A 16,594-nucleotide genomic window follows, 5' to 3' on the forward strand; every position below is an offset into this window, starting at 1 on the left:
TTTTCAGGGGTTTTCTTTTATTGTCTTAAATAGGTAATCAATAAATGTTATGGAAGAAGCAAAGGTGGTAGCGGAAACGCTTGCAGGAAATTCGGATGGTCTCAAATATATCGGCGCGGCGCTTGCGATTGGTTTGGGTGCGCTTGGCACCGGGCTTGGTATGGGGCTTTTCTTTAGCAAGGTGATGGAAGCATTGGGAAGAAATCCGGAGGCGAGTTCAAAGATGCAGATCCCAATGTTTTTGGGCGTTGCCTTCACGGAAGCAATCGCGATTTATTCGCTTGTGGTTGCTCTCATCATTCTTTTTAAGTAGGGAATTGAGAGCAGGGGAACAGTGGAATTTTTTGATGCATCTATGAGTGTGCTTGCAAAACTTGGCGTTGACTGGAAATTGCTTATCGCGCAGGCGGTAAATTTTCTCATTCTTTTGTGGGTGCTCCGGCGATTTGCTTATCGTCCTATGCTCGAATTTCTCGAGAAGCGAACGAAGAAAATAGAGTCTGGGCTTCGAGATGCAAAACGTGCAGCAGAAAAGCTCTCTGAAATCGAAGCGAAAGAGCGCGAAGTACTCGATGAAGCGCGCAAAGAATCGATGGCGATTGTCGCGCACGCCCGGGAATCCGCAGAGAAAACAGCTGACAAAATCATGATTGAATCGCGCAAAGAATCAGAGCGCATTCTTGCTGAGACGCGCAAAAAGATAGAAGCTGAGCAAGAGAGTATGCGCACGGATATGAAGCGCGAGCTTGCCGGGCTCGTGATGCTCGCGACCGAGAAAGTGCTCGATGAAAAGCTCAAAGGCATGAGTGACGATGAGCTGGTTCGCAAAGCCGTGGAGAAACTTTGATCTATGCGTATAACGGCGAGACAATATGCGGAGGGGTTGTATGAGGCGGTGAAGCACGCCGAGTCGGCGAATCGCCCGAGTATGATTGATCGATTTCTCGCGTTCCTCGTGCGTGATCGGCGTCGGCGTGATATACCGCTTGTCCTTCGACATATCGAGCGGATTGCTGAGCGAGAGACGGGAGTGAAGCGGGTCGAGGTTGTGTCTGCGGTACCCCTTTCCGAAACATCGGAAACATCTCTGAAAGCGGCGGGAAAGAAAGTGTTTGGTGGAGAGAAAATGCTCCTGCAACAGAAAATAAGCAGAGCACTTCTCGGTGGCGCAGTACTTCGAACAGAAAACGAAACATTCGATGCAAGTATCGGCGGACGACTTGGACAACTTAAGCAATTTCTCGAGAAGAGCCTATGACCCAAAATTCAATCGTGGAGGAGATTCGGAAACGGATCGAACAATTTGAATCGACGGCGAAGCGCGAGGAGACGGGCGCGGTGCTTGAGGTAGGAGATGGTGTTGCGCGTGTCTCTGGACTTGCAAATGTGGCGGCGGGAGAGATGGTTGAATTTGAGAATGGTGTCTTGGGTATGGCGCTCAATCTCGAAGAAGATATGGCGGGAATCATTCTCTTGGGCGAGGCGGGTGACCTCCGAGAAGGAAGCAGTGTCAAATCGACGGGGAAAATCCTCTCGGTTCCAGTTGGGAAAAACATTGTCGGGCGAGTAGTGAATGCGCTTGGGAACCCAATTGATGGCAGAGGGGAGATCGTGCCCGATGCCTTTCGATCGGTTGAGCGAGTGGCGCCCGGTGTAATGGCTCGCGAATCGGTAAAGCAGCCACTTCAGACGGGTATCAAGGCGATTGACGCGCTTATCCCTGTTGGGCGCGGTCAGCGCGAACTCATTATTGGCGATCGACAGACGGGGAAAACCGCGGTAGCGATTGATACTATTTTGAATCAAAAGGGTCAGGATGTTCTTTGTTTCTACATTGCCATTGGGCAGAAGGAGTCCAAAGTGGCTCGTATTGTTTCCGAGCTCGAGAAGGGTGGCGCTATGGAATATACGACAGTCGTTGTTGCGGGTGTGTCGGAGCCGGCAGCGCTTTCGTTTCTCTCTCCCTATTCGGGGTGTGCGATGGCGGAGTACTTTATGGAGCAGGGGAAGGATGTGCTTATTGTGTACGATGATCTCTCGAAGCATGCGACGGCTTATCGGCAGATATCGCTTATTCTTCGTCGTCCACCGGGGCGCGAGGCATATCCGGGCGATGTGTTCTATCTTCATTCGCGACTTCTCGAGCGAAGTGCGAAGCTTTCTAAGGATTTGGATGGTGGGTCGCTCACAGCACTCCCAATTATCGAGACACAGGCAGGCGATGTGTCGGCATATATTCCAACGAATGTTATCTCTATTACGGATGGGCAGATTTATCTCGAGTCGGACTTGTTCTATAAGGGTATTCGTCCAGCTCTCAATGTAGGGCTTTCTGTTTCGCGTGTGGGGAGTTCGGCGCAAATCAAAGCGATGAAGCAGGTTGCCGGGACGCTCCGCTTGGATCTTGCGCAGTTCCGCGAACTCGAAGCCTTTGCGCAGTTTGGGTCGGATCTCGACGAGAAGACGAAAGAGCAGATTGAGCGCGGGAAGCGAGGTGTTGAAGTTTTGAAACAAAAACAATACGCGCCGCTCTCGGTCGAACAGGAAGTCGCCGTGCTCTATGCGCTCACACGCGGACATCTCGACGATGTGGCGGTTGAGAAAGTGAATGAGTGGGAAGAGAAATTCTTCGAATATCTTGATACAGACGGTGAAGATTTTTTCACAGTGCTCGGGAACAAGAAAGCGCTTGATGAAGAAGTAGAGGGGGTTTTGAAGAAGCATATCGAGACATTCAAGAAGAGTTTTGTCGTTTAGAGTTTGAAATGTATGGCAGGAACTCGTGAAATTCGGCGAAGAATCAAGAGCGTGAAGAATACGGGGAAGATCACTCGCGCGATGGAAATGATCTCGTCGGTCAAAATGCGGAAGGCGGCGGCACAGGTCGCAGCGCTTCGACCGTATGCCAAGAGCGCTTGGGATGTGCTCTCGGTGGTTTCACGTGCGCGGGATGTGCGAGATGCGATGCCACTTCTTACAGCGCGCCCGATTAAGAAACAGCTCTTTGTCGTAGTGACGTCGAATCGCGGGCTGTGCGGGTCATTTAATACACAGATATTTCGCCGACTTCGGACAGATATAGCGTCGATTCGTGTGAGTCGTACAGATGCAGAGATAGAATTTGTCTCGCTGGGACGCAAAGGCGATACGGGATTGAAATTCTTGGCAGGAAATATCATCGCATCTTTTCCGGACGTGGTTGCGAGTCCGACGGCTTCGGAAGTTCGTTCAATTGCCCAGTTTCTCTTTGAGGGATTTGAATCGGAGCGGTGGGATTGCGTCTCGATTGTGTATACCGATTTCGTTTCGGCGCTTGTGCAGAAGGTTCGCGTTCACCAGGTGCTCCCGTTTTTTGAGCGCGACGTTGAGGAGCAGATTGCTGAGATGAGTGGAGAGAATGTTGCGGTCGGGACGGATGTCTTGCGGGCGGAATATACCATAGAGCCGGCGCCGGAAATAGTGCTTCGCTCGCTTCTCTTTCGTCTTGTCGAAATGCAGGTGCTTCACGCAGTGCTCGAGTCGAATGCGTCGCAAGAAGCCGCGCGTATGGTTGCGATGCGCAATGCGAGCGATGCTGCCAAGGACATGACCGAGAGCTTTACACTTCTCTACAACCAACTCCGCCAAGCAAAAGTGACGCAAGAGATCGCCGAGCTCTCAGCGGGTATGGCAGCAGTGTCTTGAGATTTTTAATACATGTAACTATGAATGGAACTCTTCTTCAAGTAATCGGGCCGGTGGTGGATGTGGAATTTCCTGAGGGGGAATTGCCGAAGATTTTGGATGCGGTGGTAGTTGCTTTGCCTGATAGCGGCGAATTGGTGGCAGAAGTGCATCAGCACTTGGGTGGGAATCGGGTGCGGACGGTTGCAATGGGACCGACCGATGGGCTGCGTCGGGGGATGGAAGTGCGCGCGACGGGCGCGCCCATTGCGGTGCCGGTCGGACCGGAAGTGCTGGGGCGAATGTTCGACGTGCTCGGCAAACCTATAGATCAAAAGCCAGCATTGAAGAATGCGAAACTGCGTTCGATTCACCGGAAGGCGCCGAAATTCTCAGAACAGGAGACGGAGGCGAAAGTGTTCGAGACGGGTATCAAGTCTATTGATCTCGTGTGTCCTTTTATGAAGGGCGGTAAGGTGGGGCTCTTCGGCGGGGCGGGCGTGGGGAAGACGGTGGTGATTCAGGAACTTATCAGGAATATCGCGCAGGAACATGGTGGCTACTCAGTCTTTGCGGGTGTCGGTGAGCGGACGCGCGAGGGGAATGATCTCTATCACGAAATGGAAGACTCGGGTGTGCTCGCAAAGACGGCACTTGTCTTTGGGCAGATGAATGAGCCGCCGGGAGCACGACAGCGCGTGGCACTCTCCGCGCTTACGATGGCAGAGTATTTCCGTGATGACGAGCGAAAAGATGTACTTCTCTTTGTTGATAATATTTTCCGATTTACGCAGGCGGGTTCTGAGGTGTCGGCGCTTCTTGGGCGCATTCCATCAGCAGTGGGCTATCAGCCGACACTTGCAGAAGAAATGGGCACGTTGCAGGAGCGCATTACTTCGACGAGGAATGGCTCAATTACCTCCGTGCAGGCGGTCTATGTGCCAGCAGATGACCTGACAGATCCGGCACCTGCGACGACTTTTGGACATCTCGACTCGACCGTTGTACTCTCTCGAGCGCTCTCTGAGCTCGGCATCTATCCGGCAGTGGATCCGTTGGACTCGAGCTCAACGATTCTCGATCCCAATATTGTCGGTGAGCGACACTACACTGTTGTGCGCAACGTTCAGCGAGTGCTTCAGCGCTACAAAGATTTGCAGGATATTATCGCGATTCTCGGTATGGAAGAATTGACCGAAGACGACAAGCTGACCGTTATGCGCGCGCGCAAGATGCAGAAGTTTCTCTCCCAGCCGTTCTTCGTGGCGGAGCAGTTTACTGGGAAGCCCGGGAAATATGTGAAGCTCGAAGACACCGTTTCTGGCTTTGAAAGAATTCTCTCCGGCGAACTCGACGCCATCCCTGAGCAGGACTTTTATATGAAAGGAAGTATTGATGAAGTGCTTGCAAGTACAAAATAGTATCGACGCATTTTAATTTCTGCTATCTTGGAAGCTGTTGAGACCGCAGGAAAAGATTTCAGCCTATAATTGCTATGAAATCCATAAAATTTTCATTGGTGACGCCGGAGCGGAAGCTTCTTGAAGAAGAGGTGCTCCAAGTGACACTCCCGACAGAAGCGGGCGAGGTGACGATATTGCCGGACCATATTCCGTATATCGCGACGCTCAAGTCTGGCGAGGCTCGCGTCGAGACTGTGCGTGGCGAGTCGCAGCACTTTGTTGTGTTGGGTGGCTTTGTCGAATTTCACGACAATGCGCTCTCCGTCTTGGCAGACGCGGCGGAGCGTGCCGATGAGATAGACCTCGAACGCGCACGAGTTGCAGAGGAAAGAGCGCGCGAAATTCGCGAGAAGAAAATCGACGTTTCTGCCGAAGAGCAGGAAGTGGCAGTTGCAGCACTTGAGCGTGCCTGGGCACGGCTTCATGTTGCCAAGAAACATCGTAGTCACCGCAGCGTGAATCCAGAAACGAGCGTGTAGACATTCTCTTTCAAAGTGAAAGCAACGTGAAAATCGCTCTACCGATGAAGGAGTTTTAGTTGAATCAATGGGAATTCTTCTTGCAGCGTTGAGATTTCTCGGTGTTGATTGAAGTGACAGCTTTTTTGTTTGGTTGCTCAAGAAAGAAGGATTGTTGTTATTTCATATACAGTGGGTTAGGAAAACCTCCTTGATTTCCTGCTCGCGTGATACTTGTTGGAATTTTCTTTATAAATTTTCCGGTGTATACTAAAGATACAATTTGTAAACAATTCCTATGAATCAAGAATTTTTTGTAAAAATGACACGATGGGTAGCATATGCTGCGGTCGGAGTGTTGTTGATAGCGATATTTCTCGTTTTCTTTGGTAGGGGAGGTTTTCGTGGGGCGCAGTATCAGCGAGGCATTGGTTCCGGTGGAGGTGTTTCCAAAGGAGCATTGTCTTGGCAGGGGATGGGAGACATGATGAGAGACGATGTTGCTGATGAAAGTGTTCCTCCTAACAGAGTGACTGCTCCTATGATGGCGGTTGACAATCTGTCTGGAACGGAGCCATCAGGAAAGATGATGGCGGAGAATCAATCTGTATCGACTGTTGCACTAGACGTTGCGAGTCCGTCACCTCTTGATGGAGAGAAACGAGTAGTGCGAAGTGGTGCGCTTTCGATTCGCGTCGAAGACGCTGAGTGGTCGGCGGATGAGATTGATCGTATCGCGACGCGTCTCGGTGGATTTACCGCTTCTCGATCATTGAGCAGTGATGTGCCAGGGTATCCGATGCCGATGATGCAGGATGAGTCCTTGGGATATAGCGTGTCAAAGCGCGCGTCGAATTCGGCGCAGACCGGTTTTGTGACTATCAATGTTCCATCAGAGAAATTTTCCGAGGCGAACGCGGCTATTCGAGGCATTGCGAGTGTCGTTCTGAGCGAGTCGTCGTCGGCGAGTGATGTGACGGCGCAATTTGCTGATCTCGAAGCGCGTATCAAGAATAAGTATGCCGAAGAAGAAGCTTTTACAAAAATTCTCAATACGACATCGGGGAAGGTGTCGGATGTGCTTGAAGTGACGCGTGAGCTCTCGCGTGTTCGCGGTGAAATTGAACAGCTCGAAACGCAGAAAAAGTACATGGCATCGCAAACCGACATGGCATCAATCACTATTTCTTTGAGTGAGGATGCGCAAGTGGGCACGACCACAAATACCTGGCGACCATGGCAGACGGTGAAGGCGGCAACGAACGCGCTCATATCGCAGTTTCGAAATTTCATCGATGGAGCTATCTACTTCGTAGTCTCAGTGGTGCCAGTATTCCTTTTGTACCTTCTCGGTGTGTATGTGTTGTATCGGATCGGGAAGAGTGTATACCAGAAGATGAGGACATCGAATTAGTTCTTGATTTCCGTGTTGACAGTGGTTCTTTTGAATAGAGAAGGAGATTGCAATGAAGCGGTATGTATGGGTAGTGCCATTTCCACAGAGATCTGACGACTGCGGTAAGCATAGTGATGAATACTGGAAGTTGTGGACGTATATCCAGGAGATTTATGGCGGAGGGGCTTGTGCTGCTGCGTATGCTCCAGAGAAAGGCTCTCGATGGACTTTAGTGGTCGAATATCTCAACAAGATATTTTTGGAGCAAAGGAATGATCCTTTCGCATTGAATTTCTTGGCTCGTTGTTATGCTGAAGGAGAGGGTGTTGAGCGTGACATGAAAAAAGCGCGGCAGGGCTTTTTGGATGCTGGAAACCTTTTGCTCCCAGTGGCATGGTTTAATCTCGGAATACTCCATTCTTTAGAATGCAACCCGAATTTTATTGAAGTGGTTAATTGTTTTACCATGGGGAAGCGATTGGGATGTTCTTTTTGTGCAAATAAGATATCTGCTCTCGGAGCATAGTTTGAGGGGCTCGTGAAGTAATACGAGCCCTGTTTTCATATTTGTCAACATTGAAAACTTTGCTCTGACGCGATAGGATGGGGGTATTCTTGTGAAATGTCTATGAATGCAAAATACGATCCGAAAGAAGTTGAGTTTAAGTGGCAAAAACTTTGGGAAGAGGAAGAATTTTTCCATGCGAAGACAGGTGCGGAGAAGCAGAAATTCTATGCACTCGTTGAGTTTCCGTATCCGTCGGGCGAGGGGTTGCACGTGGGGCATGTCCGACCGTATGTGGCACTCGATGCGGTAGCACGGAAGCGTCGGATGGAGGGGTATGAAGTGATTTATCCATTTGGGTGGGATGCCTTTGGGCTTCCGACGGAGAATTACGCCGTAAAACACAGTATTCATCCGGAGGTGGTGACGAAAAGGAATACGGATAATTTTCGCAGACAGGTTAAAAATATCGGGATATCTTTCGACTGGTTTCGGGAAATCAATACGACGGATCCGGCATACTACAAATGGACGCAGTGGATTTTCCTTCAGCTTTTTAAACATGACTTGGCGTACAAAACAAAGATGGATATCAACTGGTGTCCGTCGTGTCGGATTGGACTTGCCAATGAAGAGGCGATTGGCGGCGTGTGCGAGCGGTGTGGTGGATCGACGGAGAGACGCGAAAAGGAACAATGGATGCTGGCGATTACCAAGTATGCCGACCGACTCGATCGCGATCTCGATACGGTGGATTATCTTGACCGCGTGAAAACACAACAGCGCAATTGGATTGGACGGAGCGAGGGAGTGATTGTGAAATTTTACATCAGGGATATAGAAAAGGGTGTTCCCTTCTCTCACTCTGAAGTACCGGAGAGCTCCCCTCAGGCAGGGGAGCAGGAGAAATGTATCGAAGTTTTTACTACGAGAGTGGATACGATTTTCGGTTGCACGTATGTGGTTGTGGCGCCGGAGCACCCGCTTCTTAAAGAGAAAGAAATCGGAATCGAAAATTTGGCAGAGGTTCGGGAATATGCGGACACCGTGAAGAAGAAAACCGAACAAGATCGCCTGGATGCAACGAAAGAAAAGACTGGCGTGAAGCTTGAGGGAGTAGAAGCAGTGAACCCCTTTACCGGTGAAGGCGTGCCGGTCTTTGTCGCGGATTATGTCCTCGGGAATTATGGCACGGGTGCGGTGATGGCAGTGCCAGCGCATGATGAGCGGGACTTCGAATTTGCAAAGAAGCATGGATTACCGATTCGACAGTCAGTTGCACCGTTCTTTTCGAATACTGAAGGAAAGGATGCAATACAATCGGATAAACCGACCGTGAGGAGAAAAACAGCATTTTCTTTCGTGAGACACTGGAAGGAGGATAAGTACCTTTGTCTTAATTGGGAGAAATTCGGTTGGCATTCGGGGGTTATCGGTGGCATTGAAGAAGGGGAGTCTCCTGTTGAGGCGGCGATACGAGAAATTATTGAGGAGACAGGATATAAGCATCCGAGATTTGAGAAATTTGTCGGAGGGGAAGTGCACACGAATTTCTACGCGGCACATAAGGATGTGAATAGATATGCAGAAGGCGTTGGCATGTTGTTTATGCTTGAAAATGATGCATGGGAAAAGCCAAAAGACGAAGAGACGATACATCATGAAGCGATATGGATTGACCGAAAAGAAATGGATTCATTTTTGAATCTTCGAAACTTTCAATATATGTGGGAGATTTTGAAGACAGGGAAAGATTGTTTTATTGATGAAGGCATCCTTATCAATTCTGGTGAATTTTCTGGGCTGAAATCCGAAGAGGCGCGGGAGAAAATGACGGCGTGGCTCACGAAGGAAAAACTCGGAAAGAAACAGGTGAATTACAAATTGCGCGATTGGGTGTTCTCGCGGCAACGATATTGGGGGGAGCCGATTCCGCTGGTGTTTTGTCCTGCCTGTGCCAAAGCTACAGCGGGCAAGAAAAACTCCGGATGGATACCACTTCCCGAAGAAGAGTTGCCTCTAAAATTGCCACAAGTAAAGTCATATGTGCCGACGGAAACAGGAGAATCGCCTCTGGCGGCAATGGAAGACTGGGTGAAGACGACATGTCCCATCTGCGGCGGTCCCGCGCGGCGTGAGACGGACACGATGCCGAATTGGGCGGGATCGAGTTGGTACTATTTGCGCTATACAGATCCGGGGAATGTGGAGGCGCTTGCAGGCAAAGAGGCACTCGCGTATTGGACGCCAGTTGATTGGTACAATGGCGGGATGGAACATACGACATTGCATTTGCTCTACTCACGATTTTGGCACAAATTTCTCTACGATATTGGTGTTGTGCCGACATCGGAGCCGTATATGAAGCGCACGTCACATGGACTTATTCTTGCCGAGGGCGGAGTCAAGATGAGTAAGTCCAAGGGGAATGTGGTAAATCCGGACGATATTGTCCGGCGCTTTGGTGCAGACACTCTGCGCGCCTATGAAATGTTTATGGGACCGTTTGATCAGGCGGTTGCGTGGAGTGAAGAGAGTATCGCCGGGTCGCGGCGGTTCTTGGAGAAGGTGTGGAAGATGCAATTCAACGTTAATCATAAAAAGGCACCTGTTGAAGATAAAGATCTCAACGCTTTGCTTCATAAGACGATTAAGAAAGTATCGGAAGATATCGAAGAAATGCGGTTCAATACGGCGGTGTCGGCGCTGATGATTCTGGCGAATGAGATGGAAAAACAAGAAAGCGTTTCTCTCGATGTCTATTCTACATTTTTGCTTCTCCTCTCGCCTTTTGCGCCGCATATTGCGGAAGAACTCTGGCACTTGCTGGGAAACAAGAAATCGCTTATGTTGGGATGTTGGCCTAAAGCCGACCCTCGCTTTCTTGTTGCTGAGGCGGTTGAGGTGGTGGTGCAGGTAAACGGCAAGCTTCGCGCGAGGCTTCGGATTTCAGCAGGTACTTCGCGAGAAGATGTTGAGCGTTTGGCTCGTGAGGAAAGGACGGTCCAGCAGTACCTCGAAAACGCAACTGTTCGAAACGTAGTTTTCGTTCCGAATCGGCTGGTGAACTTTGTGATTTGATCTGGAGGATGTTGCATGACAACTAAAGTAAGTAAGCAATGCGGTAAATATTGTCTTCCCAGAAAGAGTGAACTCAAATCGTTGCTTCGGAATAAGCGCTTGATTGGATTGATTCTGAGTATTGTTCTGACGGCGTATCTTGATCAAGAATCGCCAGGAAATCGTGAGTCGATGGCTTTTGCGCGAGAGTGGCTTGAAAGTCTTGCGCGTGAACAGATATGGCTCCTGCTCCTCTTGGTGAAAAGTTCGAGGCGATCAGAAAGGCTGAAACCGGGAAAAGTACAGGAAGCATTACGGGCTGATATGGTGAGTCGACCAGCGTCTCTTGCTATTTCCATTCGCAGTCCCAAAGATCATGGCAGCACAGATTTGACACTTATCGACGTCCTTCCGGAAGGAGAAGACTCAACGGACCGTATCCAGTGTGAGTATGATTGCTCCTTGCTTCGAAGGAAGATTTGGAAACGTGTTGCTGAAGCGAATCTTTCCGGTGATGAGTGTCGTCTTCTCAAAATGCTCCTCGAAGAAAATTTTGATATTCGTGATGTGAAACGAGAAGGATTCTTTGTGGAAAAGAAGGGAAAGAATGGGATAATGAAAAGAAAGAAATTTGTTTCTACTGAGGTTGATAAAATGTATCGAAGAATACTTCGGAAACTCAGGTGTCAGGAGCTTCGGGACTTTGTGGGTGAACTCTGAAATATTTCGCCAGGCGCTTCTAGTGGAAGCGCTTTTTTCTTTGGATTCTATCGCTAATATTGACATCTGTACCCTGGTATCGGTAGGATGAAAGCGAACCCCAGGAACCTCTGGGGTGGAACTTTACCAATACAAGATGAGAGGTTGCACGGTGGGAATTGCCAGTCGTTATTGTGTGGATTGCGGGCGTTCGATTTCCGCTTGCATGAGATTTGTCTTGGCAGTAGACTTTGTTATTTTTGCTGAGTCAATGAGGAACTGAGGAAATTTTCTTGGTAGCGTTCGTGAACGATGTGACCGATGTGTCGAAAAAATTCTTCAAGAAGAGGTGTTGTTCTCATGAAAGAGTATGCAAAGAAGTTCCTTGAAGTAGCGTTTGAGTACGACGCTCTTCAGCTTGGGCAATTTGAATTGAAGTCAGGGAGAATAAGCCCCTACTTCTTCAATGTAGGCATGCTTCGGAGCGGGGACGCTCTCAGGCGTATGGGAGATTGCTATGCGCAGGTTCTTTGCGCTGAGGAATTCTTTACGGAAGAGGATGCTCCGATACTCTTCGGTCCTGCCTATAAGGGACTATTGATTGCTGTGGCGACGGCGATTTCTCTCACTGAATATGGCGAAAACGCTCTTTTCTCATCTTTACGGAAAGAGAAAAAAGAACATGGGGAGGGAGGTATCTGTATTGGACAACCTATCGACAACCGTCACGTGGTTGTTCTGGAGGATGTTGTATCCGGAGGCGAAACGATCCGCAACGTACTGCGATACATTCGAAGTCTCCGTGGCTTTCCGGTGGGCACTGTGATTGGTTTTGATCGTCAGGAACGCGATATGGTGGGCGGTCAACCAGTCATACAGGTTCTTCGTCGGGAGTTGGGAGTGCGAATTGAAAGTATCGCTACATTGTCGGATATGTGTGAATTTGTTCGTAATCACAGGAAGTACCGACTTTTTTTTGAACCTCTAAATGCCTATCGGGAAGAGTTCTGTGTTTCCTAGCCGAAAAGCTTTTGTGTTTTTCAGACTGGACATCTTATTTATTAGGAATCCAGTCTTCTTTTTTTGAGCATGACAAGAGTTGCTTGGTCTGCTATCATGGAGGAATATTTTTGAAACTTTTGGTATATGCATTCTATTCTTCCGACGCTGATTCCATTTGAACGACCGCTTGTGGTATTTGACCTTGAAACAACGGGACTCTCAGCGGGGGAGGATAGGACGGTGGAGATTGCCTATCAGAAAATCATGCCGAGTGGGCAAGTGATTGCGGCGGTACAGCGGATTAATCCCTTGCGACCGATACCCAAGGATGCGACGGCGGTGCATGGGATTACCGATGAGGACGTTGCGAACTCGCCTTCCTTTGCCAAACTTTGCTATGAACTCTGGAGTATTTTTGAAGGGGTGGATGTCGGTGGGTTCAATGTGTATGGATACGATCTACCCTTCTTACGTGCTGAGTTTGCGACGGTAGGGAAGAATTTCGATTATTCGAATCGGAAAATCCTCGATGCGAAGTTTATCTTTCATAAGTTTGCTCCACGCGACATGGTGTCTCGGCGGGATTTGTCGGCGGCGACCAAAGAGTATTGTGGCGAGGTTCATACGAGTGCGCATACGGCCGAAGGGGATGTCGCTGTGACAGTCAAAGTGCTCGAAAAACAATTGGAGCGACATCCGGAATTCCGCAATTGGGATGCCGTGATGAATCTCTTGGGACGGCGGAAGTCAGTAGAAGTGGAGATGCCAGCTCCTCAGGCATCACGCGGAACGTTATTTTAGATAATCTTTGAAAGACCTATTTTTCTGACAAAGTTAGTTTTTTGTGGGTTTCGGATGAAGAGTGTTTATGTGGTATACTGGATGCGACAGTCTTTTTTGTAAGCGTTTTCCATGACTTCGTCTTTGCATCATATTTCGGGTGATTTTTCTAACAAAGACCGATGGATGATTGAGGCGTTTGCATCGGTGAGTGATGCAATTTTTGTGACGGATATTCATGGGGCGATATCTTTTATTAATCCGAAAGCAAGTGCTCTTTCTGGATGGAGCGTTGAAGAGGCAATTGGGCAACCAGTTGGGTTGGTCGTGAAATTTTCCATCGATGATGATTTGCAGACCGTTCTTTCCTCATCGCCCTACGCGCCTTCGGATTCGCCTCAGGAATTTACCGGCAGAATATCTCTTGTGAAGAAGGATGGTTCGTCGAGAAGTCCCGTAAAAGGGCGAGCGGTACCATTTTCCGATAAAGAAGGGACTCGTCTTGGAACAATCATTCTCTTGGGAGATGCGACAATTGAGCATCGGCTTATTCAGGCAAAGGACCACTTTCTCTCTATCGTAGCGCATCAGTTGCGGACGCCGCTTGGAAGCGCTCGCTGGTGTATGGATATGCTCCTTTCTGGTGATCTTGGGACGCTGTCGGATGAGGCGCGACGGGCGATTATCAGTCTCCATGCAAGCAATCAACAAATGATTGAGTTGGTAAACGACCTCCTCGACATGGCGAAGTTCAATCGAACGAATGGTGTCGAAGAATCAGTATCAGTTGATGTGGCTGAAGTGGTAGAAAGTATTTTCCGTTTCTTGGAGCTCGATGCTCAGCGACGTCGCGTAGTATTTGGTTTGAAGTCTGGCGCGGATATTCCGAAGCTTCTTGTTCCTAGGCGGCGATTTTACGAGGTAGTGCGCAATCTTGTGTCAAATGCGGTGAAATACAGCAAGCCCGGCGGACACGTGATTGTGGAAATTACAAATGTGAATGATGCATGCCGTCTCTCAGTGAAAGATGATGGAATCGGGATTCCTCTAGATGAACAGCAGAATATATTTGCAAAATTTTTTCGTGCGAGTAATGCGGTTCACTCCCAGACTGAAGGATCGGGACTTGGACTTGCGGTGGTAAAGATATTTGTTGAATCGTGGGGCGGAAAAGTTTCTTTCGAAAGCGTCGAAGGGAAAGGAACAACGTTTTTCATCGAACTCCCCCTAAGCCGATTGTCAGCAAAAGTCTTGGAGAAGGATCCAGGGAAGAAATAACTTTTTAACACGTACGCGTATGACGGAAGATATGACAGGAGTCGCACCACAAGGAAATGGTATGGCAGGAGATGCGAAGAGGACGGCACTTCTCTTGGTGGCAGAAGATGACCAATTCTACGCAAACTTGTATCGGACGAAACTCGAGAAAGAAGGATTTGGCGTGGTAACGGCGGCAAATGGAAAGGAAACTCTGGAGCTTTTGAAACAACATAGTCCCAATTTGATTATTCTCGACCTTGTCATGCCGGAAATGGATGGGTTTGAAGTGTTGAAGAAAATCAAAGAAGAAAAGAATCTGCGCGATGTGCCGGTTATTATCCTGTCAAATCTCGGTCAGCAGGAAGATATCGATCGCGCTCAGGCACTTGGTGTCTTTAAGTACATTGTCAAGTCCAATGTTTCTATTCATCAGATGGTAGAAAGCGTCGAAGAAGCGCTCACTTCTGCCGCTGAGCATGCTCGGTAAACATTGGAGTAACTCTGCGTGAGGGATTCTCGCGCATTCTTTGGTCTTCTATGATTATTGATGAAGCTGCCCTTATTCATCTGATTGCAGAAATGCATTTGGTTTCAGATGAAGTATTGAGCGGCGCACAAAAATCTGCAGCGAAAAATAAGACACCACTCCTCCCGCTCTTGGTTTCCGAGGGACATATGAGTGAGCGAGAGGCGGCGGAAATTATCGGGGATATCCTCGGAGTGTCTGTTGTTCGTATTTCAGATATTTCAATTTCCGATTATGTGCTTCGAATGATCCCCCTTGTGGTGGCTCGTGCTCAGCGAGTCATTGCGATTTCATGTGATGAACGTGGACTTGCAGTTGCAATGGAGGACCCGACCAATCTCCAAGTATGCGATTTCCTTGTCAAGAAGACAGGTATGCCACTTCGGGTATTTCTCGCAACGGCATCTGATATCGACTTGGGACTCAGTCTCTATACCAAAGATATTGGCAAAACATTTGACGAGATGATGGCATCGCATGTCGAGATGGCTGAGCGACGTGCAGAGAAAGGTGAAGAAACATCAGATGCACCAATCATTCGCATTGTGGATGCACTTTTTCTTTATGGATATCAGAATAAGTCATCTGATATCCACATTGAACCCCGCGAGGAAGCGGCAATCGTTCGTTTTCGCATTGACGGCATTCTCTACGATATTCTCTCATTCTCGCGGAAAATACATGAGCAGGTGGTAGCTCGGCTCAAGGTGCTTTCGAGACTGCGCACGGATGAGCATCAAGTACCTCAGGATGGGAAAATCCGCGCATCAATCGAAGGGAATGAAAAACCAGTGGACATGCGTCTCTCCGTTGTGCCAACGACGGATGGTGAGAAGATTGTCTTGCGACTCCTTGCTGAGCATGTGCGACAGTTTTCTCTCTCGACACTTGGGTTTGCTTCGCAAGATCTTGAGAAAATGGCGATTGCGTATCGGAAGCCCCATGGCATGATTCTTTCGACAGGTCCTACGGGGAGCGGGAAGACCACGACGCTCTATGCGATACTGAAGATTCTTAACAAACCGAATATTAATATCATGACGATTGAAGATCCAGTCGAATATGATATGGCAGGCATCAATCAGATTCAGGTGAATCAGCGTGCCAACCTCACCTTTGCGACGGGACTTCGCAGTATATTGCGCCAAGATCCGAATATTATTCTCGTTGGTGAAATTCGCGATGAGGAAACTTCCGGTATTGCGATTAATCTCGCCATGACGGGACATCTCGTACTTTCGACACTGCATGCCAATGATGCTGCTACTACGATTCCTCGCCTTCTTGATCTTGGGGTTGAACCATTTCTGATTGCTTCGACGGTATCGGTTATCGTCGCACAACGATTAGTGCGAAAGATTCATGAGCCATGTCGTGTGAGTGAGGAGATTTCTTTGGAATTGCTTCGGAAGGAATTGAGCGAGGAGCTTGTGCAGAAAACTTTTCCAAAGAAGTCATCAATTCAAAAGGGGACGACCCGTGTCTATCGAGGTAAGGGATGTCCGCTTTGTCACGGAAGCGGATATATGGGTCGTGTTGGTATTTTCGAAGTACTTTCGATGGATGAAGAGCTTCGCCATGCTATCATGGAGCGAGCAACAGCAAGTGAGATTCAAGCTATTGCAAAACGAAGTGGCATGCGCACGATGATTGAAGATGGCATTGAGAAAGTTCGACAGGGAATAACAACACTCGATGAAGTGATTCGGGTTGCCAGAGAATGACATATACGAAAAACAGTGCGAGATGTATGGTTTTTTTGATGCCTTTTCAACTGACTCT

The 16,594-nt window shown here is 48.7% G+C and carries 16 protein-coding genes; all 16 read left to right on the forward strand.

Going from position 1 to position 16,594, the window contains the following annotated elements; genetic code table 11:
• The first annotated feature begins 49 nt into the window (after positions 1–49).
• Positions 50–313: an ATP synthase F0 subunit C gene (gene atpE / locus IPJ67_00160; protein QQR77557.1), complete on the forward strand. Its 264-nt coding sequence runs from the start codon at positions 50–52 to the stop codon at positions 311–313.
• 42 nt (positions 314–355) lie between these two features.
• Positions 356–847, forward strand: a complete 492-nt coding sequence (gene atpF, locus IPJ67_00165) for a F0F1 ATP synthase subunit B (protein QQR77558.1) — start codon at positions 356–358, stop codon at positions 845–847.
• 3 nt (positions 848–850) lie between these two features.
• On the forward strand, positions 851–1,258 hold the full coding sequence (locus IPJ67_00170) for a F0F1 ATP synthase subunit delta (protein QQR77559.1): 408 nt from the start codon (positions 851–853) through the stop codon (positions 1,256–1,258).
• A complete protein-coding gene (locus IPJ67_00175) occupies positions 1,255–2,757 on the forward strand; it encodes a F0F1 ATP synthase subunit alpha (GenBank protein QQR77560.1) in 1,503 nt (500 codons plus the stop codon). The genes IPJ67_00170 and IPJ67_00175 overlap by 4 nt, the downstream gene beginning before the upstream one ends.
• A 12-nt stretch (positions 2,758–2,769) precedes the next feature.
• Positions 2,770–3,684, forward strand: coding sequence for an ATP synthase F1 subunit gamma (atpG, locus tag IPJ67_00180; protein QQR77561.1), 915 nt, complete (start codon positions 2,770–2,772; stop codon positions 3,682–3,684).
• A 20-nt stretch (positions 3,685–3,704) separates the two neighbouring features.
• Complete coding sequence (gene atpD, locus IPJ67_00185; GenBank protein QQR77562.1) at positions 3,705–5,084, forward strand: F0F1 ATP synthase subunit beta; 1,380 nt, start codon at positions 3,705–3,707, stop codon at positions 5,082–5,084.
• Positions 5,085–5,158: 74 nt separating this feature from the next.
• Positions 5,159–5,605: an ATP synthase F1 subunit epsilon gene (atpC, locus tag IPJ67_00190; protein ID QQR77563.1), complete on the forward strand. Its 447-nt coding sequence runs from the start codon at positions 5,159–5,161 to the stop codon at positions 5,603–5,605.
• A gap of 277 nt (positions 5,606–5,882) precedes the next feature.
• Positions 5,883–6,998, forward strand: coding sequence for a DUF4349 domain-containing protein (locus IPJ67_00195; protein ID QQR77564.1), 1,116 nt, complete (start codon positions 5,883–5,885; stop codon positions 6,996–6,998).
• 52 nt (positions 6,999–7,050) lie between these two features.
• The gene (locus IPJ67_00200; GenBank protein QQR77565.1) at positions 7,051–7,506 is read left to right on the forward strand and encodes a sel1 repeat family protein; all 456 of its coding nucleotides are present in this window, start codon (positions 7,051–7,053) and stop codon (positions 7,504–7,506) included.
• Between the two features lie 102 nt (positions 7,507–7,608).
• Positions 7,609–10,566 carry a class I tRNA ligase family protein gene (locus tag IPJ67_00205; protein ID QQR77566.1) on the forward strand — a complete coding sequence of 986 codons (2,958 nt, stop codon included), beginning with the start codon at positions 7,609–7,611 and terminating at the stop codon, positions 10,564–10,566.
• A gap of 15 nt (positions 10,567–10,581) precedes the next feature.
• Positions 10,582–11,265, forward strand: a complete 684-nt coding sequence (locus tag IPJ67_00210) for a hypothetical protein (protein ID QQR77567.1) — start codon at positions 10,582–10,584, stop codon at positions 11,263–11,265.
• Between the two features lie 339 nt (positions 11,266–11,604).
• Positions 11,605–12,264 (forward strand): orotate phosphoribosyltransferase, encoded by a 660-nt coding sequence (pyrE, locus tag IPJ67_00215; GenBank protein QQR77568.1) that lies wholly within the window; start codon positions 11,605–11,607, stop codon positions 12,262–12,264.
• A gap of 126 nt (positions 12,265–12,390) precedes the next feature.
• On the forward strand, positions 12,391–13,047 hold the full coding sequence (locus IPJ67_00220) for a 3'-5' exonuclease (GenBank protein QQR77569.1): 657 nt from the start codon (positions 12,391–12,393) through the stop codon (positions 13,045–13,047).
• A gap of 111 nt (positions 13,048–13,158) precedes the next feature.
• Positions 13,159–14,304, forward strand: coding sequence for a PAS domain-containing protein (locus tag IPJ67_00225; protein QQR77570.1), 1,146 nt, complete (start codon positions 13,159–13,161; stop codon positions 14,302–14,304).
• A gap of 19 nt (positions 14,305–14,323) precedes the next feature.
• A complete protein-coding gene (locus IPJ67_00230) occupies positions 14,324–14,773 on the forward strand; it encodes a response regulator (protein QQR77571.1) in 450 nt (149 codons plus the stop codon).
• A gap of 50 nt (positions 14,774–14,823) precedes the next feature.
• Positions 14,824–16,536, forward strand: coding sequence for a type II/IV secretion system protein (locus IPJ67_00235; protein QQR77572.1), 1,713 nt, complete (start codon positions 14,824–14,826; stop codon positions 16,534–16,536).
• Positions 16,537–16,594 lie beyond the last annotated feature (58 nt).

Source organism: Candidatus Moraniibacteriota bacterium, from assembly GCA_016699385.1.
GTDB lineage: Bacteria > Patescibacteriota > Minisyncoccia > Moranbacterales > UBA1568.

What these genes read in the sequence shown, in the direction of transcription:
- IPJ67_00195 (QQR77564.1), top strand. Translation starts at nt 5,883, where the DNA reads ATGAATCAAGAATTTTTTGTAAAAATGACACGATGGGTAGCATATGCT.
- atpE (QQR77557.1), top strand. Translation starts at nt 50, where the DNA reads ATGGAAGAAGCAAAGGTGGTAGCGGAAACGCTTGCAGGAAATTCGGAT.
- atpD (QQR77562.1), top strand. Translation starts at nt 3,705, where the DNA reads ATGAATGGAACTCTTCTTCAAGTAATCGGGCCGGTGGTGGATGTGGAA.
- IPJ67_00220 (QQR77569.1), top strand. Translation starts at nt 12,391, where the DNA reads ATGCATTCTATTCTTCCGACGCTGATTCCATTTGAACGACCGCTTGTG.
- atpC (QQR77563.1), top strand. Translation starts at nt 5,159, where the DNA reads ATGAAATCCATAAAATTTTCATTGGTGACGCCGGAGCGGAAGCTTCTT.
- IPJ67_00225 (QQR77570.1), top strand. Translation starts at nt 13,159, where the DNA reads ATGACTTCGTCTTTGCATCATATTTCGGGTGATTTTTCTAACAAAGAC.
- IPJ67_00175 (QQR77560.1), top strand. Translation starts at nt 1,255, where the DNA reads ATGACCCAAAATTCAATCGTGGAGGAGATTCGGAAACGGATCGAACAA.
- IPJ67_00205 (QQR77566.1), top strand. Translation starts at nt 7,609, where the DNA reads ATGAATGCAAAATACGATCCGAAAGAAGTTGAGTTTAAGTGGCAAAAA.
- pyrE (QQR77568.1), top strand. Translation starts at nt 11,605, where the DNA reads ATGAAAGAGTATGCAAAGAAGTTCCTTGAAGTAGCGTTTGAGTACGAC.
- IPJ67_00235 (QQR77572.1), top strand. Translation starts at nt 14,824, where the DNA reads ATGATTATTGATGAAGCTGCCCTTATTCATCTGATTGCAGAAATGCAT.
- IPJ67_00210 (QQR77567.1), top strand. Translation starts at nt 10,582, where the DNA reads ATGACAACTAAAGTAAGTAAGCAATGCGGTAAATATTGTCTTCCCAGA.
- atpG (QQR77561.1), top strand. Translation starts at nt 2,770, where the DNA reads ATGGCAGGAACTCGTGAAATTCGGCGAAGAATCAAGAGCGTGAAGAAT.
- IPJ67_00200 (QQR77565.1), top strand. Translation starts at nt 7,051, where the DNA reads ATGAAGCGGTATGTATGGGTAGTGCCATTTCCACAGAGATCTGACGAC.
- atpF (QQR77558.1), top strand. Translation starts at nt 356, where the DNA reads ATGAGTGTGCTTGCAAAACTTGGCGTTGACTGGAAATTGCTTATCGCG.
- IPJ67_00230 (QQR77571.1), top strand. Translation starts at nt 14,324, where the DNA reads ATGACGGAAGATATGACAGGAGTCGCACCACAAGGAAATGGTATGGCA.
- IPJ67_00170 (QQR77559.1), top strand. Translation starts at nt 851, where the DNA reads ATGCGTATAACGGCGAGACAATATGCGGAGGGGTTGTATGAGGCGGTG.